This window comes from Fervidobacterium riparium (assembly GCF_025370035.1).
Taxonomy (GTDB): Bacteria; Thermotogota; Thermotogae; order Thermotogales; family Fervidobacteriaceae; genus Fervidobacterium; species Fervidobacterium gondwanense.
Genome location: NZ_CP009277.1, coordinates 1,933,462 through 1,954,396 on the forward strand (window position 1 = coordinate 1,933,462; position 20,935 = coordinate 1,954,396).

A 20,935-nucleotide genomic window follows, 5' to 3' on the forward strand; every position below is an offset into this window, starting at 1 on the left:
TGTAGTAGTAAGTAGTAATAGGTAAGGTATGCACGCTTTTTACGGTTGATGTTATTTCCGATCTGAAGGAATGGTTCTTTGGAGCGCACTGCGTCGATAGTACGAATAGTCAAGTTTGTTTTGCAATCAAACAGTCTCAGATATTGTCCATGCTTCTTGAGATAAAACTGGGGTGAAATAACTAGTGTAGATGGTAAGCCAGTAGACACTGTAGTTTATTTTTAGACATCTGTGGATTCATGTTAAATTCGAAAGAAGTATGAAGTGAGTAGAACGGCAATTTCCGAAGTTCAGCCGCACCTTATCTGAAATCAGACAAACAGCACTTTAAGTGCCGAAAGAGATGAATCCTTCTGGTTGAAGTTCTTTAAAGGATTTTGGGTAGTGGAAAAGAAATTGTTCAATTCTTGCGATATGGAATCACCTTGGTTCAGATGGAAAATCACGATGTCACGCGAAGAGTTTGAACAGAGTATCAGTAAGAGACTTCCTGCCAGAGAAAAAGCAGACCAAATATTGAAAGTGGATGCGGTGAGAACAGTTGAAGGTAAAGTTATACATGTTAACGAGCTCAACTCTCAATGGTGAACATAAAGATTTAATCGCCATTTGAAGAGGTAAGAGTGGCTTAGTCATAACCTTGCGGATCATAGCAGAGAACGGTGTGTACGATGTTGATAAAGAGTACAACATACGTTTCGTTAGAAGGCTGACTAAATCGATAACAGGCTTTTCAAGAGACATTCTTCTCGAAAGCAACGCTTTGACAATTGTAAACGACTATTCAGTTGTGCCGAGTGGTTACTTCGAGCTTCTCGTTGAAAGAAGAGACAATAGAATACCTCAGGTTACATTCTACGGGGTGGCAATGACCACGATGTTGGTATGAGTCAGTATGGTGCTAATAACCTGGCAAGAAGGGGAAGAGATTATCAAGAGACTCTTAGTGCATTGTAAGAAGAGGAAACTGTGAAAATGGATTAATTCAATCAGGAGGACAATGAAGATGGTAAGGAATGGAATCGATGTGCTTGATTATCAGTCTCTCAAAAATTACAGAATAGGCTTGGTCAGTAATTATTCTTCAGTTAATTCTAAGGGTGAACTGCTTACAGACATACTTCTAAGTAAGGGATTAACTCTTAGAAAACTCTTTATACCAGAGCACGGACTTTATCTAGCAGCAGACGGAATGGAGATATCTGATTTTTTTCACCCTAAGTTAGGAATTCCAGTTATAAGCGTTTACGGAACTAGAGATGAAGTCTCTTGTGAGATGCTCGAAGATGTCGATTTGATAATGTACGACATTCAAGACGTGGGTCTTAGATATTACACCTTCATCTACGCTTTAGCCAATATGATGAAAGCTGCAGCAAAGTGCGGCGTAAAATTTCTCATCTTAGACAGGTTTAACTTGCTTGGAAGAAAGGTCTTTGGCCCAAGAATGCCAGAGGGTATTAATTCAATAATCGGCGGTTATGAACTTCCTGTACAGTATGGCCTGACAACGGGTGAACTCGCATTGTATTACAAGAAATACCTTAAGCTCGATATAGATTTGGAGATTGTACGGTGCGAAAATTGGAACGGGGAGGCGTTTCCAGAAACAGGAATTTTTTGGAACGTTCCTTCCCCTAATCTTCCAACGTTTTCATCACTATTGTGCTACGCAGGCATATGCTTTTTCGAAGCAACTAATTTGAGCGTTGGAAGGGGCACTACAAAGCCTTTCGAATTCTTAGGTGCACCCTGGGTTGATGAAAATGACATGTACGAGTATCTCAAGCATAGATTTCCGAATCTTTTCTGCCGGAAACGGCAGTTTATACCTCAGTATAGGGAATACGCACAAAATGTATGTAACGGCGTTGAATTTTTCCCAAAGCAGGATGATAACTTCTTTGAAATCGCGGTTGCATTGTTTGAGTATTTTGAAAAATATGAAGAGTTTAAAGTTGATTATCAAAGGTTGGAAGTTTTCACAGGTGTGAGGGAATTCATGAAAAATAAAGAAAAATTCTTGAGTTTTGACCTTTGTTCATACCTCGAGTATGTGGAGGATCTACTCTTGTACAATTAAAACCGGAATCTTAGGAGGGGATTTAGTGAGAAGGATAAACGAGGAAAGTATCGGAAAACTATTTATGATTGGCATTTACGGTACGGAGCTAACAAAAGAGACGAGAGATGTTCTTGCACACATAAGACCTGGGTCTGTCATTCTTTTCTCTCGCAATATAGTAGGTCCAGAGCAAGTTAGGAAACTGATAGATGATATATCCAACTTCCTTGGTTACAAACCTATCATCGCTGTTGACCAAGAAGGCGGGAATGTTGTGAGGCTGAAAGATGGATTCAACACCCTCCCAAGTCCAATGGCTTGTGCTGCAAGCCGCGATGTAGAGCTCTTCAAGAAGGCAGTCTACTTAACATCCTTGGAGATGAGAGCAGTCGGTGTGGATTGGAATTTGGCCCCTGTTGTAGATATAAACGTTAATCCGTTGAATCCAGTAATCGGAATACGCTCTTTTGGCGACGAGCCAGAAATTGTAACTAAGTTTTCGAACGCTTTCGTGGAAGCGTCGGAAGAGGCAGGAGTTGCGACGTGCTTAAAACACTTCCCCGGTTTGGGAAGCGTTTCAATCGATCCGCACTTTGACCTGCCAGTCATAAACAAGACAATTGATGAACTACTCAATTTTGATTTGGTACCTTTCAAAAATGTGAAATGCAATGCATGGATGCCGTCTCATGTGTACTTTCCAAGAATTCAAAAAGATGGTCTGCCAGCCTCTCTATCTTCAGAAATAGTAGATATAGCCAGAATTAGACTTGGTTTCGACGGTGTTATAATAGTTGATGATTTACTTATGGGAGGTACTGGCAAATTTACAATAGAAGAAAAAACGTTGAAAGCATTCAACGCGGGGAACGATATCTTGACTATCTGCCACGAACCGGAAAAACAAATAAGAGCATTCGACAATTTCTGTGAATACGTTAACCAAAATACTGACCTGAAAAGGCGAATCATAGAAAGTTTAGATCGTATAGAAAATTCATTCAGCAAGGTTAAGTCTCACGCTCTTTTTGAACACATAGATAATGGACGTTTTGTTAGAGAAGCAAAGGGAACGATAGATGAGCTCGTTAGAAAATCCATCACCATTGTAAATCTGCGCGATTATTCATTGCCTCTCGAAGAGGTAGACATGGTATTAACAATGCTTGGTGTTCCTGGTTCTCCAGTTGTGGATCAATCTCTGCCAGTTCCTCAGATAACGCAAGAACTTTCAAGACTATTCAACGCTTATTTTGAGATTATCTCTGATACGAAATTGCCAGAAATAGAGAAAGTTAAGGGTAAAAAAATCCTCTTATTCACTTTCGATATGTACAGAAGCAAGTCACTCGTTAATTTCATAAAAGAGCTCGACTCATATTCCAAACTGCTACTTATCGCTCTTAAAAATCCATATGATGCTTTTTATTCGAGAAACTCTATTGTCCTTTACGGTTCATCGGCGACACATCAGAGAATATTGCTTGACGTACTTTTAGGAAAAGTACATGCCGAAGGTAAACTACCAGTCAAACCATTGGAGGTGGTGTAATGAAAAAAGATGATTTCAAAGAAGAGAAGACAATGTTCGAAGGACTCGAAACAGAGAGAGTCAATCCTGTCTCGCAGGAAATAGACAGGTTAGACGTAATGAGCATTTTGCGAATAGTAAATGATGAGGATAAAAAGGTTGCAAATGCTGTTGAAAAAGTTATTAACAAAATCGCCATGGTGATTGATTATTGCATTGAAGCGATAAAGAGTGGCGGCAGGGTTATATATGCCGGAGCAGGTACGAGCGGGAGAATAGGTTTTATCGATGCGGTTGAAGTTGTACCAACGTTTGGGGTACCTGAAGGTGTTTTTGTACCTTTAATAGCTGGAGGAGAAGAAGCACTCAGAAGGTCTGTTGAAGCAGTTGAAGATAACTTCGAACTTGGACGTGAAGACGCAAGAAGGATAGAGATAAACAGCAACGATATGGTTATAGGCATAACCGCAAGTGGTAGGACCCCTTATGTTGCGGGTGTTTTGGACTACGCCCGGGAAAACGGTGCACGTACAGCATTGATTTGCAATGTCAATAAACCAGCACTTTCTGGGTTTGCCGATATTGTTATCTCCATAGAAACTGGACCTGAAGTTATATCTGGAAGCACGAGGATGAAAGCAGGTACATCACAGAAGATGGTCTTAAATATGATAAGCACTACAACAATGATTAAATTGGGAAAAGTATACAAGAACTACATGGTTGATGTGTTAGTGCTTAATGAAAAACTGCGTGAGCGAGCAATAAGAATCATAATGAAAACAACAAGTACTGACTACAAAACGGCTTCAGAATTCCTTGCGAAAGCTAACAACTCACCAAAGATAGCAATCCTCATGATACTAACCGGCAAGAGTAAAGAGGAGTGTCAACAGCTATTTGGAAAATACACAAGTATATCTGACGTGCTATTACATCTGTTAGACAAGAAAAATGAGTGCTGAAGGGGTGGTTGATAAATGGACAAAAATGTTATTCCATTATACTATCGCATATACAACGAACTTCGTAACAGGATACTAAGTGGATATTACAAAGATGGAAAACTTCCACCCGAAATGGAACTCTGTGCCGAATTTGATGCGAGTAGAATAACAATAAGAAATGCCCTAGAACAGCTGAGAAGAGAAGGACTAATATCGCGTTCTAAAGGACTTGGGACTTTCATCAAGAAGTTCGAAAGTGAAGAGCAGTTGACAAAGTTAACCGGTTTTACTGATGAAATGAAAGGTCGAAAAGTAACATCTAAGGTGCTTGAGAATCGTCTTGTCAATATTCCGGCAGAAGCGCAAGAATGCTTTGGCTTAGCATCGGGAACACTTGTTGTGTTGTTAAAGAGAATTCGTTACATTGACGAAAAGCCCATTGCTATTGAATCAGCTTATCTCAATCCATCTGTTGATTTGAGGTTGTTGAACGTTCTTCACAAGGACATGGAGAAGGAATCCCTTTACCACTTCATCCAAAACGAACTGTCCATCAACCTGGCATATGCAGAAGAAATTTTGGAAGTTACTAAACTCTCTAAAGACGAGGCTAATTTACTTGGCGTAAAACCAGGTGAATGTGCGATACTCAGAAAAAGGTTTACTTATACTGATACACAAAAATGTATCGAGTACGTTCTCTCAATTTACCGCGGTGACGAATACAAATTCAAAGTTGTAAGAAAGTGAGGAAAGCGGATGATTGCTCTTGGCATAGACGGCGGTGGAACGTCTACAAAGGTTTGCTTAGCTATTCCAGATAGAAAGGTTGTGATATTGGAGTTCTCGATACCATGTGGAATCAACCTTACTTCCACGCCGTCTGATATTCAGCTGGAAATTCTAAACAAAATACGAGATGAGATAAATAGGAGAACCTCAGGATTAGAGTTTTTTGATAGTGTAATAATCTCAATCTCTGGTGGTGGTTCGTCTTCGAGAAGACTCAACTTCAAAAATCTCGTTTCTACTGTTTTTAGAGCGGGAAAGATAATTGTGCTTTCAGACATCGAAGTGTTAAAGGAAATAGTTTTGAAAGGCAGAACTGGTATATTGGTGATATGCGGCACTGGGAGCATAGCCATCTCTCACACAGGAAAAAGAGTGGGTGGTTGGGGACACCTGTTTGGAGATGAAGCAAGTGCGTTTTCGATTTCTTTGGAAATATTCAGAAGATTTTTTGAATATATAGATGGAGTTGAAGAATACGACGAGATTTTTGATGTGCTCTTAAACTTTTACAAAGTCACTAGCGTATTTGACTTGACTACTATCCAGCTCGAAAGTGATTTCAAAAGAAAGATAGCGTCCTTTACCGAACATGCACCGCTAACGCCTCTTGTTAGGAAAATTATAGATGAACAGCTAACTAAACTCACGCAGAAAATTTCCTACCTCGCATCCACAGAGAATGTGTCCGATATATACTATTTCGGTGGAACGTTTAAGAACGAATACTTCACTCAAGTGTTTTGCAAAAAACTCCACCGTTTCAACCTCCATTATTCTGACATAAAACCGCACGTTGAACTTGCACTTGATGCGCCTCATTTTTTGGAAGCAAGCAAAAACAATACGTGACGAAATGGTAAAACAATCAATCCCGAACTGGTAAGTGATAACATTTATTAGCAAGAATTGGCATTTGCATGTGGTTTGCAATTGCCTAGCGACGCATACTTAACTCTCAAGACAAATTTAAACAGCTCATGGATTTCAACCACGAGCTGTTTATGGTTTAGATTTATAATTTCAGTGGCATGAATGCACTTAATACAGTACACATCTTATTTTTCTACCGTTCACTTGTCGTAGTTCCACGGGGTTTTTGCACTCTAGTTTTGAAAATTTGCACCTTGGTTCGAATGGGCAACCTGGTGGTGGGGTAATAAGGCTTGGCGGCTCTCCTATATCAACCATTTTTGTCGTATTTGCCTTTTCCGGGTCAGGTGCCGCTTCTTTGAGGAGCATTGTGTATGGATGCATTGGTTTGTTCACTATATCCTTTGCATTTCCCTCTTCAACAACTAAACCTGCGTACATGACAGCTATTCTATCTGAAACGTACTTGGCAGCTGCCAGGTCGTGTGTTACATGAATAAATGAAATGTGAAATTCTTCTTTTAGTTTAATCATAAGGTTTAATATGCCAGATTTGATTGAAACATCAAGCATTGAAGTTGGTTCGTCCGCTAATATTATCCTTGGCTTGGTTATGATCGCTCGAGCAAATACTACTCTCTGTCTTTGACCGCCGGACAGCTCGTGTGGAAACTTTTCTAAGTAATTGTCAACAGGTGTGAGCTCCACTTCGGTCAGGACGTTTTCCAGGGTCTGGCTTTTGTCTGGAATTTTGTGAATTTTCAGTGGCCTTTCTAATATGTGCGATAGTCTCTTAGTTGGATTTAGTGAAGCGAACGGGTCTTGGAAGACCATCTGAACCTGCCTTCTAAATTCAAGTTCTTCCCTCCGATTCATTTTACTTGGAACCTGTTTTCCGAATAATTCAATACTTCCTGACGTTGGTTCGTATATTCTTGCAAGAACTCTCAAAAACGTTGTTTTGCCACAACCGCTTTCTCCAACAACTGATACTATTTCATTTTCGTAGAGTTCTAAATCTATTCCACGTAAAGCTTTTAGGGTGAACATTTTGAATCCTTTTCTGATTAAGAATTCTTTGGTTAGGTTCTTTACAATCAGTATAGATGACATGAGACCCACCTACCATTTTCTCCATCTTCCAGCAATCTCAGTCCTGGCTTTTCGATTTCACATCTATCGAAAGCATAGGGGCACCTTTCTCTAAACGGACAGCCCTTTATCTGTAGGGAAAGGTCTATGGGTCTTCCCGGAATGCCATTGTATGATTCGAGGTCTTTTGAAATACTCGGAAGAGCCTCAACAAGACCCTTAGTGTACGGATGAAATGGCTTGGAGTATACTGATTTTGCAGCCCCTGTTTCTACAAGCTCACCTGCGTACATTATAGATATTCTATTCGCCAGTTCAAAAAGCAAAGATATGTCGTGGGTTATAAATATTGTTGAGAACTTTTCTGTCTTTCTTAGTTCTTCGATTTGTTGCAAAATCGACCTCTGTACAACAACGTCTAAAGCTGTTGTTGGTTCGTCCATTATTATTACGTCAGGTGATAACAGAAGTGCCATAGCGATAACTACCCTTTGTCGCATACCACCAGACAATTGATGTGGATAGCTCTCCATTCTTTCGATAGGTATACCAACTAACTGTAATTTTTCTCTCACCAGATTGTATGAATCTTGCTTTGAATATCCGTGGTTTTTTATTAATGCGTCAGCCATCTGGTCCTTTATTTTCAAAACTGGGTTAAGGGAATTCATAGAACTTTGTGTAACCAGCGAGAATTTTTTCCAACGTTGTTTTCTTAGCTCAAATTCAGATAAACTAAGTATATCTGTACTATCTATAATGACCTTTCCTGAGATTATTTTTCCGGGTTTTCTCAGTAACTTAAGAGCAGCAAGGACAAGTGTCGATTTTCCACAGCCCGATTCACCTGCGATACCATGGAACTCACCTTTTTCTACTTTTAGAGAGACATTCCTTACAGCGTGTACAAATTTATTTCTGAATTCATATCCTGCATTAAGATCAACTATCTCGAACACAGTATCACCCCAGTTTTAGCACCTATTTAGAGCGTAGCCTTGGATTAGTTATTTCATCAATAGAAAAGCTTATCAACGCAAATGCCGTTCCAAGTAATACAATGCACAAACCCGGCGCAAGTACCCAGTACCACATGCCATTTAGAAGTGCATTTGCATTCTGTGCCCAATAAAGCATTGTACCCCAAGTGATTTTGCTTACGTCACTCAAACCGAGGAATGAGAGTGAAGCTTCACCTATTATTGCATAAAGGACTGAGTTGAAGAATATCGACGCAATTAGAGATAGCATATTTGGCAACAGCTCTACGAAAATTATATATAGATTGCTTTCCCCAATAACCTTTGAAGCAACTGTAAATTCTCTGTTTTTTAAAGAAAGCATTTGAGATCTGATTATTCTTGATCCAGATCCCCAGCTTGTAAACGCTATTACTAAAATCACCATAAGTGGACCTCGTACCCTCATGTATGAGCTAATAACTATCATCAACGGCAAGCCTGGAATAACGAGGAATATGTCAGTAATGGTTGAGAGAATTCTATCAACAATACCACCATAGTATCCTGAAATCATGCCTACAGCGGTAGCAATTAACGTCATCATTAAGCCGGTGGAGATTCCTATCGTCAGTGATAGTCTTGAACCATAGAATACTTGCGAAAGAATATCACGCCCGAGTCTGTCCGTTCCTAACCAGTGTTCGCTTGACGGAGACTGATAGGGTAAACCTACCGTGCGAGTAGGTTCATATTTAGAAAGTAGCGGTGCAAGAATGGCCATCAGGATGAACATTAAGATTATTGCCAAACCGATTTTCCACTTCACATGAATTACCCCCTAACGCGTGGATCCAAGAAGGCGTATAGAAAGTCCATAATAAGATTCGCTAAAAGAACAGAAACAGATACAAAGAAAAATATGGCTTGTATTAGCGGGAAATCTTGACTCAGCACTGCTCTGTAAAGTTGATATCCAACACCAGGATATGAGTATACTATCTCTGTCAACAAAGCTCCACTTACTACAAATCCAAGTGATATACCAAATGCTGTAATACTTGGCAGGAGTGCATTACGAGCAGCATAGTTTAGCATTATGTACTTTTCATCAAGCCCTTTCGCTTCTGCCAGGGTTATGTAATCTTCGGACAATATTGAGACCATGTTATTTCTCATTGTCAGTATCCAACTCCCTAATGAAGCAACAATTAGAGTTATCGACGGTAATATGGCATGGTATATTACACTTAGAGCAAATTTAAAACCGGTTAATACTTCTTTTGTTGAGTACGCATTTGAAAGCGGGAACCAACCAAACCTGTAACTAAAAACATACAAAAAGAGCATTGCAAGCCAAAAGTATGGGATAGCTCTTAACGAAAGTGAGAATATTAGCAGACCAGTACCTGAAGATTTGTCCCGGTTCCAACCGGCGTATACTCCAAGAAATGTTCCCAGTATGAAGCTTAAGACTGTGGAAACACCAACAAGACCTAAAGTCCAAGGTATGGAATCCTTTAAGACCTCAGAAACTGGAACTGGGTAATGTAAGTATGAAACACCAAATTTTCCAGTAAATGTATTGATTAAATATTCGAAATACTGTGAAACCAAGTTCTTGTCTTTCTCTACTCCAAGTGCAATCCTCATTGCCTCTATGGCTCTCTCATCTACGTTCGGGCCAAACCTTGATAGAATCCTCTCGGCAGGATCACCGGGCATTAACCTCGGTAGTATAAAGTTAAGCGTCAGTGCGAAAAATAACGTTATAACAAAAAACATCAATCTGTTGGCTACGTATTTCAAACTTCTCACCGCCTTTGAACCCTTTCAGCAAATTTGTAATCGGAGTATTAAAAAAGGCAACGCACATTCTCAATGTAATTTATACATTCGCTATTTTGTATATAGGTAAGAAATTGTGCGTTGCCACTCAAAAAATCCTGTTTTACTTAAAATCAACTCATTTGACTGGTTCCAAATTCATCACAAGATAAATCTTATCCATTCCAGTGATCCTTGGCTCAACGTATGGGTTCTTGGCGTTGGGCCAGCCTGTAAAGTTCTTTGTCGAGTAGATGAACCATACTGGGTTGTAGTATAGCGGTATGGCGGGCATGTTTTCAAGCATTATTCTTTGTAACCTTGACATGATGACCTTCCTTGTGTTAACATCCGCAGTCTCTTTTATCTTTGCGAGCAGTTCATCTGTAGTTTTGTCTATCCAACCGCCCCTGTTACTACCTACGTAAGCATTAGCGGAACCAAGATGGTTATCATAGAAATTGTAAGGTGTCGCACCATAATTTGACCAGCTCAGAACAACGTCGAAGTTCTTATTTCTAATTCTTTGCAGATATTCTCCATAATCGATAGGTGTGACTTTCAGTTCGACACCATAGTTCATCATTTGCTGGGATAGCAATTCACATACAGCTATCCAGTCTGTCCAACCCGCAGGAACGAGTAATTCATATGAAAGTTTTATATTTCCTTTCGCAAGTATTCCATCTCTACCCTTTTTGAAGCCAGCTTGTGCAAAAAGTCGTTCGGCGGTTTTTGGGTCATACTTCCACCACAAGTTCTTCAGGTCTTCACTAATTAAATATTCGTAACCGGATTTGATAAGGACAGGATTCACGGGTGCTGCGTAGCCTGTCATACCTATCTTAATTAGCATATCTCTGTCTACAGCATACGCGAATGCCTTTCTAAGTGTAACGTTGTTAAACGGCTCTTTAGCCAAGTTAAAGAAGAGGAATACGGGGTTACCTTCTGCAAACCAGTAATTTAAGTTCTTGTTTTGTTGGACAAGTTTTTCAATCTGTGGATAGTTAATTCCTGCCCAATCAAGCTCACCATTTGCCACCGCAAGTTGAGCGCTTTCATTACCGCTATATGCCGGGATTCGTATTGAATCTACCTTTATTTTCGAGGCATTCCAGTAATTTGGATTCTTTTTAAGTGTTACAACCTGTGTTGAAAAATTGTCAAGTAAGTACGCCCCTGTACCTATTGGTTCTTCATTCGTAAATTTCGATGGATCTTCAACCTTACCCCAAATATGTTTCGGAACGATGTAAACACCCGCTAAACTATATAAAAGCAAAGTGTTCACAACATTCATCTTAACCTTAACTGTATAATTGTCAACTTTTACTACATCTACAACTCCACTTTTCCATATTCCAACAGTGTCCAAAGCTGGGAATTTTTTCAGAATTTCAAAAGTAAAGATAACATCATCGGCTGTGAACGCTGTTCCATCTGACCACTTTACGTTGTTTCTCAGCTTGAATGTTATTTCCTTATACCCGGCACCCCATTTGTACTCTGAAGCTAACCATGGAATGAATTGTCCAGTCTTTGTATTAGCATAAATGAGAGTCTCATAAATGAAACCGGCTGCAACGTAACCAGTCGCGCCAGAGAAGTATGGGTTGAAATTTCTCTGGTAGGGACCCGTTACTGAAATCACTATCGACAATTCGTTCGCTACCGATAAGACCGATGCAATAACGAAAAACATGAGTACTACTTTCAAAAGATACCTCTTCATACCTCTCACCTCCACCTTCGGAATATACTTCGCGTATATTTGTTATAACATTCTATCATATAAACGATTCAAAAAAAACGTAAGGTAAACACAAAAATCTGGGAAAAAGTAGAATTAACTACAGAAATATACATTTTATGAACAGTTTCTAAGTAATTCGCAATAAAAGAATCTATTTACATATAAGATCTATCGCTGACAAATCTAAAACCAGAAAACTCAACAGCTTTTTCTAACTTTTCTCACCATTTCTTTTCCGCAAGTTCTTGCTTCAACAAACTACTTAGTGAGAAATTACAGGCAAAGCGATTTCTATTCATAGTTTCTGAATGCATAAAGGATATGATAACTTATTCCACTGTCAACAATTTGCTATACGTGAAGTATGTATGACAAGTGTTGTACTAAGTAGGAAATTGAACTTACAATGATAATCGAATTCTAACAAAGGGATTTTCGCCTATTCATATACGCGAAGTAACGCAAATACTGAGCAGATTTCCTTGAATTAAATCAACATGTCTTGTCATTCTAATGTTTTCAAATAGCATGATCCCTCCAATAGTCAGCAAATTCATGCACAACAAGAAAGAACTCCTTATCATGGAGCAGCGATGTGAGAAGTTTGCATTGTTTAATCTACGATCTGTTGTAAAATAAGAGTGGAAAAGTAATTTTTTGAAATTACTTGTATATACAAGTATATACAAGTTAAACGCAAATATCAGGACTATTTTGCCACTTTTGAGATTTCCGTTTTGTATACCACGGGTATAGAATTTCAGTAGGTGCGAAGAGAAACGTGCCCATCATGCTGAAGAAGATTTCCGGTAATAAGTCAAGAGGAGAAAAAATAGAAAAATAAAAAACCTAGTCAACACTTTGACTTTCAATAACTTAATATTTCACTTTCATTCTTCACATACTTGATTTCGTTCTTTTTACCTATTTCATCGGTACATACGGTACGTTGTTCTTTAGTAAATAATACACTAAATTTACTAATTTCCTTGCAGTTAATATTAGCGCTCTCATGTGTTTGTGTGTTGTTGCTTCTGCGTACTTTTTGCGATAATATTCTTTGTATACAGGATCGTATGTCTTTACTCCGTTCGCTGCCATTACTAGGTATGTTCTTAGATACTTGTTCCCTTTTTTCGTTAGTTGGTTGTTTTCTGATTTGTAATTTCCACTTTGATTGATTGTCCATACAAGCCCTGCGTATGATGCTAACGCTGAGGCTTTTTCGAAACGATTGATGTCTCCTATTTCGGCTATAATTCCAGCTGCAGTTATTTCTCCTATCCCTTTGACTGTTGTTAGTGTGTTCGGAATTACTTTAAGTAATTTACTTATTTCTTTCTTTACTAGTTCGATTTGTTTTTCATAGTGCTGTATCAAATCGATAGTGGAAACAATAGATATTCTCAGAGTGTTTGAAGGATTAACAGACAACCTCAAGGCATCTTTAGCAAGAGTTTGGAGTTTTTCTGCTAAGACTTGTGAAGAGACATTGTGTCTGGAAATTTTCGCAATATATTCAAATAACTCTTCAATTGGCATGTTTGCGATTTCTTCGATTGTATAATCTTTAAGCAGGCATTCGAAAGTCTTATTTAGTTTAAAGTCAAGTTTAGGGAAATAAAGAGAAACATACGAATAGAGCCTAAGTTTCAATCGAGCGATATCTTCGTTGAACTTTAAATAAAGTCTGGTGAGATTACGAAGCTCAGAGATGATATATGAGTTATTGACAAAAGGGACTAAAGACTCAGGAAATTTAGAAGCGATAGAGAAAATAAGTTCAGCATCGATTTTGTCAGTTTTAGGACGATTGAGAATTTTGCGATAGAGCTTAATGTTATCAGTTTTAACCCAAAAGACAGGTACGTTGTTTTGAAAGAAGAAGTTAGCGACATTAAAAGAAAAAACACCAGTTGATTCAAGGACAAGAGAAAAATCGGAAGAAGAAGCAAAAGCTTTGTTAAAAAGTTCAACAATGCCTTGAGGAGAGTTCTCAACAGTCCCACTACCGATGAAATCAGAAAAGAAAGAAAGATAGTTCTTTGAGACATCAATAGCTAAAATAGCCAAAGGAATCACCTCCGGATTGAGTACAGCCTTACAACCTCGCGGTACATAAGAAAACGAGGCAAAACATTTTCCGGCAAGTAAAAAGCTGTACTCTAGTTAGGCAATCTTATTTAAGAGAACAAAGTCTCAAGGAGGGGCAACCTGAAACTATTTTACCAGAGGTGTTAAAAAATATGCATTCAATTTTCAAAGACCAATTTTAATTTTTACCGAACTTATTATACGAGGAGGGGACTGTATGAGTTTTAAACGATTGTTCGGAAGTTTGGTTGTTCTGTTTCTCGTCTGTACGGTAGCGTTTGCTGCTGTAGAAATTACTTTCTGGCATGGTTTGGCCAGAGATCCTGACAAGAGTAGTATTGACAAAATCATCGCAGCATTTGAGAAAGAGAATCCAGGGATAAAGGTTAAAGTTGTTATAGTCCCTGCAGCCGAAACAGATTCAACGAAGTTGCTTACAGCGGTTGCTGCCGGTACCGGTCCAGATTTGGTTTACATCGACCGCTTTACAGTTCCTCAGAGGGCAGCATACGATGTGCTTGAGCCAATTGATAACTACCTGAAGCAACTCGGAGTGAATGTAGCAGATTTCTTAAAGCAGTTCTATCCATTTGCTGTTGAAGAGTGTATGTTTAATGGTAAGTACTACGCACTTCCATTTGATACTGATGTTAGGGTTATGCTTTACAATAAGAAGTTACTTAAAGCAGCCGGCTTTGAAAGACCACCGACAAACGTTTACGATATGATAAAGATAGCAGAGAAACTTACAAAAGAAGGTAAAAAGGGTAAGTACGATACGGTAGGGTTTATTCCTTGGTACGCTCAAGGCTGGCCCTACACATGGATATTTGCCTTTGAAGGAAAAGTGTTCGATGAAAAGACAGGAAAGTTTGTTTTTGCAACAGATCCTGGGGTAATCGAAGCATTTAAATGGCAAAAGTCATGGGCGGATAGGTTCGGGTATGAAGCTTTGAACGCATTTGGTTCTCTTCAAATTGGTGATTTGACACCGTTTACCGCTGGAAAGCTTGCAATGCTTGTTGATGGTAACTGGACTATATCCGGAATAAAATTGTTCGCTCCTAAGGATTTTGAATTTTCAATAGCTGGTATACCAACGAAATCTGGTAAGAATGTAACATGGGCTGGCGGATGGAGTGTTGCAATTCCAAAAGGTGCTAAGAGACCACTTGAAGCAGCGAAGCTTGCTTTGTATATAGCAACAAAAGGTCAAGTGACATATAGCGTTGATACTCTGCATCTACCAACCTATAAGCCTGCAGTAAGCGAACTTCTAAAGGTTGACCCATCGCAGAAGGTTTTCGTTGACTTACTTGAAGACGCAAAGTGTAGACCTCCTCTTCCAGTTGGTGCGTTGCTCTGGGATAAACTTGTTGAAGCACGGGATATGGTATTGACGGGAAAGAAAACCGTTGAACAGGCTTTGAAAGATGCACAAGATGCTGTTCAACGTGAGTATGACAAGATAATGGCAAAACAAAAATAGGTTGGGTGATAGCGATGAGATTTAAAGCAAGAATATACGTGTTGTTGATTTCAGTTCTGATAATGTCAGTTCTTTTTGCTCAAGAAGAATTTAGGATTCCTGAATCGTCATACTGGTATCCAAATGACTTGTTAGATTGGTCGCTGGAAGCTGACCCAGATGCGAAATACAACGTTTCGCAAGTTCCACTTCAAAAGAGGATTTCTGGCGAGAAAATATCAAGTAGTGCATCCGAGAAGGTTAAGATAGTAGCGCTATCTATAATGAATTCGTCTACAAGTGGTATGCCATCACAGGGAAGAAACGATTCAATGAAGGTCTATCCTTTCACGTATTGGCAGTATGTAGATTATTTGGTAGCCTGGGCTGGTTCAGCTGGTGAAGGTATAATCGTTCCTCCAGGACCAGATACAATTGATGCCGGTCATAAGAACGGGGTTCCTGTCCTCGGGACAATATTCTTCCCTCCGAATGTGTACGGTGGACGAAGAAACTGGGTTGACCAAGTCTTGCAAGAAGATGAAGATGGAACATTTCCAGTTGCTGATAAATTGATAGAAGTTGCAAGATATTATGGATTCGATGGTTGGTTTATAAATCAGGAAACGGAAGGTTGTAACGAAGAGCACGCAAATACGATGGTAAGATTCATAAAGTATTTTAAGACTAAAGCACCAGAACTTATCATCTTTTGGTATGACGCCATGACAGATACCGGAGAAGTTGCGTGGCAAGGTGAACTCAACGAAACAAATGTGGATTTTATTGTGAGTAACGGCGAAAGAATTTCTGATTTTATGTTCGTTGATTTCAGATGGATTTCTTCAAAAAGGCCAAACTCCATTGTTAACACATTGGCAAATTCTCAAAAGTACAATTTATCTCAGTACGATTTCTTTGCTGGTGTATTACTCCAAGGTGATGGGTACAATACTCCTTATTTCAATCTCCCGAAGATTCAGAACACAGACGGCACTCTTAAATTGTCGTTAGGTTTGTATGGTCCTTGCTGGTCTTATTATTCATCAAGAACTTTTGATGAATTTTGGAAAAAAGAAAATGTACTGTGGATAGGCAATCATGAATCATTGGTGTATGGTGAAAAGTCTGTTAAGCCTGATTGGTCTGGATTTGCAAAGTTTGTAGTAGAGAAATCACCAGTAACGAAACTACCGTTCGTAACTAATTTCAACGTTGGACATGGTAAGTATTTCTTCGTTAACGGAGAGAAAGTAAAGAGCACAGAGTGGCACAATAGGAGTTTGCAAGATGTCATGCCAACATATAGATGGAAAGTTGAAGGTAAGCCTTTAAATGTGCAGATTGATTACGATAACGCATATTACGGCGGAAGTTCACTAAAGTTTTCTGGTGAAATGGAAAGAAATGACACAGCTTTGTATCACTTGTATGTTGCAAATCTACCAGTTACAAATAAAACGTATTTCTCTGTAGCATTTCTTTCGGAAGTTGGAAAAGTTGATGGAAGGATTGTTCTCAAGTTTGTTGATGGCGAAACGTTGAGTATCCCGGTTCCAAGTATGCCACAGTGGCGAAGGTACGAGTATTCGTTACAAAATTACGCTGGTAAAACTATATCTGGAATATATCTATCTGTTAAGAGCAGTGCAAAGCAGACTGTTTCGTTCAATCTTGGTGAGATAGGTGTGTACGAGAAAGCAGCATCTCCGAAGGCTAATAAGGTGCAGATCGAAGACCTAACATTCAGTGAAGGGATTTATGCACAGCTAAAGTTGACGATTCAAACTTCAGAAAAGGCAAAAGCTTATGAGATATACAGAAGATTACCGACCGGTAATGAACTCGTCTGGGTAAGTGTTAATCCGTACACCTACATATACAGTCTCAGGCGTTTCGGGCACGAGAACGAAACAGTTTTGCAAGTTGTTCCAGTATCTGAGAACAACACCAGAGGTAAAGCTGTGAGTGTATCTTTCAAGTGGCCAGAATACCCGAAACCAAAAGCTGATTTTGTTGTGAGTAATACCATTATAAAACCAGGCGAGAGTGTTGTGTTTGAATCTAAGTCTTCGGAAACAACAGAAAAGTTGACATGGGAGTTCGAAGGCGGAGAACCCGCTGTTAGCCATGAAAATGTGGTCCGTGTGACGTATAATAAAGAGGGTATATACACTGTTAAGCTCATCGCAGGTAATATTTCCGGTGAGGATGTAAAAGAAGTTCAAGGAATGATTGTGGTAACAAAGAATGCTGAGAAAATACAGAACTTGGCACTTGGAAAGGATACTTACGCAAGTAGCTTTGTTCCTGCTGAGAAACCAGCTCTTGCAGTAGATGGTACAGTTGAGAACAACAGTAAGTGGTGTGCAGTTGGAGATCTTCCACACTGGTTGGTTATAGATCTTGGAAAAGAGTATATAGTTAACAGGGTCATTATAAAACATGCGGAAAGTGGTAAAGAATCTGCGGATTGGAATACAAAGGATTACAGAATACAGATTAGTACTGATGGAGAAAATTGGAAAGATGTAGTTGTTGTTAGAAATAATCTTAAAGGAATAACTGAACACTCATTCCCGCCAGTTAAAGGCAGGTATGTGAGACTGTTCGTTGAAGCCCCCACACAGACTGGAGATAAGGCTGCGAGAATATACGAAGTAGAGGTTTATGGCTTAGAAGAACAGTAATTATTTACACGCTCCGGAGGCTCAGCCTCCGGATTTTGTGGAACAAATCTAAGGAGGAACAAAAGATGAGAAAAAATTCTACTCTGAAAGGTTTAATGTTTATTATGCCCTGGCTTTTAGGGTTTTCGGTATTTAACTTGTATCCTATTATAGCATCTTTTTACTACAGCTTGACCGAGTATTTTATTACAACCAAGCCGAAATTTGTTGGTTTCTCAAATTACAAGTCAATGTTTTCTGATCCTCTTTTTTGGAAGAGCCTTACAAATACGCTTTTGTATGTCGTTGGTTTGGTACCATTGGGATTAGTTGTAGCACTCGGGATAGCTTTGCTACTTAATATAAAGCAACTCAAAGGGGTTTCAGTCTTTAGAGCCACAATCTATTTGCCTTCAATAGTTCCAGCTTTCGCATTTTCTGCTGTTGTAACACTCTTCTTCCATCCGTATATTGGTTTTGTTAACACTATTCTTTCATGGTTCGGTGTAGAAGGACCGCTTTGGTTGAGTAGCGAAACTTGGGTTAAGCCAACTATAATAATCGCTGCGCAATGGGGTGTTGGAGGTGCGATGTTGATCTTTTCTGCAGCTTTGAAGGATATCCCTTCTGAGTTATACGAAGCTGCACGAATTGATGGAGCGTCAAAATTCACTATGTTCACGAAGATAACACTGCCACTCATAACGCCAACGATATTCTATTACCTTGTGACGTCAACTATCGGAAATATGCAAATATTCGATTTACCAATGTTGTTAACTGGCGGTGGACCAGCGAATGCTTCAATGTCGCTTGGTATGTATATCTACAACCAGGCGTTCAAGTACACTAACATGGGATACGCATCAGCACTATCATGGATACTCTTTGGATTCATAATCATGCTTACGTTACTCTATTTTGGATTTTCGAAAAAATGGGTATTTTATATAGGAAAGAACTAAGAGGTGACAGCAATGAGAAGAGGGATAATGAATATATCAATTGCATACATTGGCATTTTCTTAATATCGATTATTTACATATTGCCATTTTTGTGGACGATAGGAACAGCTTTGAAGCCTGATAGTGAGATGTTAGACTTTCCTCCAAGCTTTTTCCCGGACGAACCAACATTTGAAAACTTTCCAAAAGCCTTGCAGAAATTCCCATTCGGAAGATATTTTATGAATTCTCTCATTATAACCATTGGAAATGTCATAGGTGTTGTATTTAGTGCTCCTCTGGTTGCTTATGGATTTAGTAAAATAAAGTGGCCGGGACGAGATGTCTTGTTTTTTGTAATGTTGAGTACTGTCATGATTCCAGGAGCAGTAACTATGGTGCCAACCTTCTTGATATTCAAAAATTTAGGATGGTTAAATACGTTTCTTCCACTGATTGTTCCAGCTTTTCTCGGAGGAGGTGCAATGAACGTATTTCTTATCAAGCAGTTCTTTGAAACTATACCTCAGGAAATGTTAGAAGCAGCCAGAATTGACGGTGCGGGGGATTGGATGATATTCAGAAAAATCATGTTGCCACTTGCAAAACCGGTGTTGGCTCTGGTTTCACTATTCACTTTTATAGGCAGTTGGAACAATTATACAGGTCCGCTGATCTACATTACGAGTGAAGAGAAGTATCCACTAGCACTTGGAATGCCTATGTTCATGAACAGATACGGCACTTACTGGAATCAAGCCATGGCTGCAGCGATACTTACTTTCTTACCTACTGTGATTTTCTTCCTCTTTGCGCAGAAGTATTTAATCGAGGGTATAAAACTCTCAGGAATCAAAGGGTAGTTCTTCGAGTAAAGGAGTGATAAAGTTGGATCCGAAGTATAGAGAGATTGAAAAGTACATAGAACAACTGATTTTAACCGGAAAGATATTACCTGGTGATAAATTGCCTTCAGAAAATTCACTGGCTAAGAAATTTAACACGACAAGAATGACTGTAAGAAAGGCATTTGATGAATTGGAGAGTATAGGATTGATAACAAAGGTGCAAGGCGTTGGAACATTTGTTTCTGAAATAAACGTTTTTGCACATAAGCGTGTAGGACTTCTCATAAACAATAAGAGAATCATGTACGGTGCGGTGAATTTTCTGTCCTCAGTGGGGACAAAAATGTTCTCGTTGCAGAAAGGAGTTAATGAGAAAGAAGAAGAAAAAGCGCTTGATGACCTTTTATCGAAGGAGATAGATGGATTAATTATAGAGCCATCAGAATATTCAATCAGAAACAAGCTACTTAAGGAACTCATTAAGAGCCGTTTTCCAATAGTTTTTGTTGACAGAAACATACCCCTTGATGATGATATCCCAACGGTAATGACTGATAATTTTGCAGGTGGGCGACTTCTTGCGCGTCATATGAAGAAGAGTCATCGTGTAGATAGTGCATTATTTGTGACAGCTGAGGAGTTAACGATATCGAGTGTTGAGGAAAGATACAAAGGAATTTCGAAAGAATTAGGATACAGTCCTCATATAGTGAGAATTGACAGAATTGATGGTGACTATTCCCCACTTGTAAATGAAGTCCAGTTGAGAAATGCTAAGTGTGTATTCTTCTGTAACGATATGCTTGCGGTAAGGGGTTTATTTTATTTAGTTGAAGGTGGATTTAGAATACCAGAAGATATAAGTGTTACAGGGTTTGATGATGAATATGTCTCGAGTATAACGAGACCAAAACTCACAACAGTGAAGCAGGATTTAACTAAAATCGGTGAAGTTGGAGCGTCGGTTTTGATGAGTATTATTAAGGGAGAGAAAGTAAAATCAAGATACCTTGTTGGTGTTGAACTGGTAGTAAGAGAATCTTGTGGTTGTCCATCAGAAGAATGATAAACA

The 20,935-nt window shown here is 39.1% G+C and carries 18 protein-coding genes; 12 read left to right on the forward strand and 6 right to left on the reverse strand.

Going from position 1 to position 20,935, the window contains the following annotated elements:
• Positions 1-384 precede the first annotated feature (384 nt).
• The 7 genes from IB67_RS09315 (at position 385) to IB67_RS09345 (ending at position 6,184) form a co-directional block, all read left to right on the forward strand.
• Positions 385-588 carry a hypothetical protein gene (locus tag IB67_RS09315; RefSeq protein WP_143145301.1) on the forward strand — a complete coding sequence of 68 codons (204 nt, stop codon included), beginning with the start codon at positions 385-387 and terminating at the stop codon, positions 586-588.
• A gap of 52 nt (positions 589-640) precedes the next feature.
• Complete coding sequence (locus IB67_RS09320; RefSeq protein ID WP_072760042.1) at positions 641-889, forward strand: hypothetical protein; 249 nt, start codon at positions 641-643, stop codon at positions 887-889.
• Positions 890-1,006: 117 nt separating this feature from the next.
• Positions 1,007-2,083 carry an exo-beta-N-acetylmuramidase NamZ family protein gene (locus IB67_RS09325; protein WP_072760043.1) on the forward strand — a complete coding sequence of 359 codons (1,077 nt, stop codon included), beginning with the start codon at positions 1,007-1,009 and terminating at the stop codon, positions 2,081-2,083.
• Between the two features lie 25 nt (positions 2,084-2,108).
• Complete coding sequence (nagZ, locus tag IB67_RS09330; protein ID WP_178137761.1) at positions 2,109-3,617, forward strand: beta-N-acetylhexosaminidase; 1,509 nt, start codon at positions 2,109-2,111, stop codon at positions 3,615-3,617.
• Entirely contained in the window at positions 3,617-4,561 is a 945-nt protein-coding gene (murQ, locus tag IB67_RS09335) for an N-acetylmuramic acid 6-phosphate etherase (RefSeq protein ID WP_245789620.1), read from the forward strand. Before nagZ ends, murQ begins: the two co-directional genes overlap by 1 nt.
• A 15-nt stretch (positions 4,562-4,576) precedes the next feature.
• A complete protein-coding gene (locus IB67_RS09340) occupies positions 4,577-5,293 on the forward strand; it encodes a GntR family transcriptional regulator (RefSeq protein WP_072760045.1) in 717 nt (238 codons plus the stop codon).
• 9 nt (positions 5,294-5,302) lie between these two features.
• Positions 5,303-6,184 (forward strand): BadF/BadG/BcrA/BcrD ATPase family protein, encoded by an 882-nt coding sequence (locus IB67_RS09345; RefSeq protein ID WP_424695116.1) that lies wholly within the window; start codon positions 5,303-5,305, stop codon positions 6,182-6,184.
• Positions 6,185-6,373: 189 nt separating this feature from the next.
• On the opposite strand, the gene IB67_RS09350 is transcribed toward IB67_RS09345, so the two are convergent.
• The 6 genes from IB67_RS09350 to IB67_RS09375 form a co-directional block, all read right to left on the reverse strand.
• On the reverse strand, positions 6,374-7,318 hold the full coding sequence (locus IB67_RS09350; protein WP_072760050.1) for an ABC transporter ATP-binding protein: 945 nt from the start codon (positions 7,316-7,318) through the stop codon (positions 6,374-6,376).
• Positions 7,303-8,256 carry an ABC transporter ATP-binding protein gene (locus IB67_RS09355; RefSeq protein ID WP_498875292.1) on the reverse strand — a complete coding sequence of 318 codons (954 nt, stop codon included), beginning with the start codon at positions 8,254-8,256 and terminating at the stop codon, positions 7,303-7,305. The genes IB67_RS09350 and IB67_RS09355 overlap by 16 nt, the downstream gene beginning before the upstream one ends.
• Before the next feature lie 22 nt (positions 8,257-8,278).
• Entirely contained in the window at positions 8,279-9,085 is an 807-nt protein-coding gene (locus tag IB67_RS09360; RefSeq protein ID WP_245789622.1) for an ABC transporter permease, read from the reverse strand.
• A gap of 5 nt (positions 9,086-9,090) precedes the next feature.
• Positions 9,091-10,074, reverse strand: a complete 984-nt coding sequence (locus tag IB67_RS09365; protein ID WP_498875293.1) for an ABC transporter permease — start codon at positions 10,072-10,074, stop codon at positions 9,091-9,093.
• Between the two features lie 148 nt (positions 10,075-10,222).
• A complete protein-coding gene (locus IB67_RS09370; protein WP_072760058.1) occupies positions 10,223-11,818 on the reverse strand; it encodes an ABC transporter substrate-binding protein in 1,596 nt (531 codons plus the stop codon).
• Between the two features lie 945 nt (positions 11,819-12,763).
• Positions 12,764-13,912 (reverse strand): IS110 family RNA-guided transposase, encoded by a 1,149-nt coding sequence (locus IB67_RS09375; protein WP_164542215.1) that lies wholly within the window; start codon positions 13,910-13,912, stop codon positions 12,764-12,766.
• 238 nt (positions 13,913-14,150) lie between these two features.
• Between IB67_RS09375 and IB67_RS09380 the strand changes: the two genes are divergently transcribed.
• From IB67_RS09380 to IB67_RS09400, 5 genes are all read left to right on the forward strand, one after another.
• Entirely contained in the window at positions 14,151-15,422 is a 1,272-nt protein-coding gene (locus IB67_RS09380; RefSeq protein WP_072760060.1) for an ABC transporter substrate-binding protein, read from the forward strand.
• Positions 15,423-15,436: 14 nt separating this feature from the next.
• A complete protein-coding gene (locus IB67_RS09385) occupies positions 15,437-18,091 on the forward strand; it encodes an endo-beta-N-acetylglucosaminidase (protein WP_072760062.1) in 2,655 nt (884 codons plus the stop codon).
• Between the two features lie 65 nt (positions 18,092-18,156).
• Positions 18,157-19,035, forward strand: a complete 879-nt coding sequence (locus tag IB67_RS09390; protein ID WP_424695114.1) for a carbohydrate ABC transporter permease — start codon at positions 18,157-18,159, stop codon at positions 19,033-19,035.
• Positions 19,036-19,047: 12 nt separating this feature from the next.
• Entirely contained in the window at positions 19,048-19,878 is an 831-nt protein-coding gene (locus IB67_RS09395; RefSeq protein WP_072760066.1) for a carbohydrate ABC transporter permease, read from the forward strand.
• A gap of 25 nt (positions 19,879-19,903) precedes the next feature.
• Entirely contained in the window at positions 19,904-20,929 is a 1,026-nt protein-coding gene (locus tag IB67_RS09400; protein WP_072760068.1) for a GntR family transcriptional regulator, read from the forward strand.
• The last annotated feature ends 6 nt before the right edge of the window (positions 20,930-20,935 follow it).

Bases quoted from the DNA above. Each gene is read 5' to 3' on its own strand.
- IB67_RS09325 (WP_072760043.1), top strand. From the start codon at position 1,007: ATGGTAAGGAATGGAATCGATGTGCTTGATTATCAGTCTCTCAAAAAT.
- murQ (WP_245789620.1), top strand. From the start codon at position 3,617: ATGAAAAAAGATGATTTCAAAGAAGAGAAGACAATGTTCGAAGGACTC.
- IB67_RS09340 (WP_072760045.1), top strand. From the start codon at position 4,577: ATGGACAAAAATGTTATTCCATTATACTATCGCATATACAACGAACTT.
- IB67_RS09345 (WP_424695116.1), top strand. From the start codon at position 5,303: ATGATTGCTCTTGGCATAGACGGCGGTGGAACGTCTACAAAGGTTTGC.
- IB67_RS09350 (WP_072760050.1), bottom strand. From the start codon at position 7,318: ATGTCATCTATACTGATTGTAAAGAACCTAACCAAAGAATTCTTAATC.
- IB67_RS09370 (WP_072760058.1), bottom strand. From the start codon at position 11,818: ATGAAGAGGTATCTTTTGAAAGTAGTACTCATGTTTTTCGTTATTGCA.
- IB67_RS09380 (WP_072760060.1), top strand. From the start codon at position 14,151: ATGAGTTTTAAACGATTGTTCGGAAGTTTGGTTGTTCTGTTTCTCGTC.
- IB67_RS09385 (WP_072760062.1), top strand. From the start codon at position 15,437: ATGAGATTTAAAGCAAGAATATACGTGTTGTTGATTTCAGTTCTGATA.
- IB67_RS09390 (WP_424695114.1), top strand. From the start codon at position 18,157: ATGAGAAAAAATTCTACTCTGAAAGGTTTAATGTTTATTATGCCCTGG.
- IB67_RS09395 (WP_072760066.1), top strand. From the start codon at position 19,048: ATGAGAAGAGGGATAATGAATATATCAATTGCATACATTGGCATTTTC.